General features: G+C 26.8%; 1 protein-coding gene. It reads left to right on the top strand.

The genetic code is table 11. From position 1 onward, the window contains the following. Positions 1 to 140 precede the first annotated feature (140 nt). On the top strand, positions 141 to 406 hold a 266-nt coding region (locus AAW00_RS15120), incomplete at its 3' end, for a hypothetical protein (protein ID WP_206539340.1).

Here is a 406-nt window from a genome sequence, read left to right as displayed (position 1 = left end):
CTTATTTTCAGATATGATGATGTAGGAATCAGAATATTTAAGAAGCATTTAGGATTTTCTATTTATCGACTCGGTTAATAATGTGGATATTATCTTTCCAATTACTTCTTAGATAAGGAATTAGTGAAAAAGGCTTTAAAATGATGACACATCCAAGAATAGAAATTGAAAAAATACAAGTAATTAGTTTGTATGATTGTTCATCAAAGGCTTTGCTTGATTTTTATATAAAAAATAAAAAACACTTAGCTAATTCGATGCCATTAAGAGAAAATTCTTTCTATACAGAAGAATATTGGGAACAACAGATAGTAAGCTACATAGAATTATTTAAAGAAAAGAAAGCGATTAAATTTGTTCTAGTTCATAAAGGTATTGTGATAGGGACTATAACATTTGACCAAAT

It is taken from the genome of Aurantiacibacter luteus, assembly GCF_001010945.1.
GTDB lineage: Bacteria > Pseudomonadota > Alphaproteobacteria > Sphingomonadales > Sphingomonadaceae > Alteraurantiacibacter > Alteraurantiacibacter luteus.
Note: the sequence above shows the minus strand (reverse complement) of the source record. Positions and strands in the feature narration are given on the sequence as shown.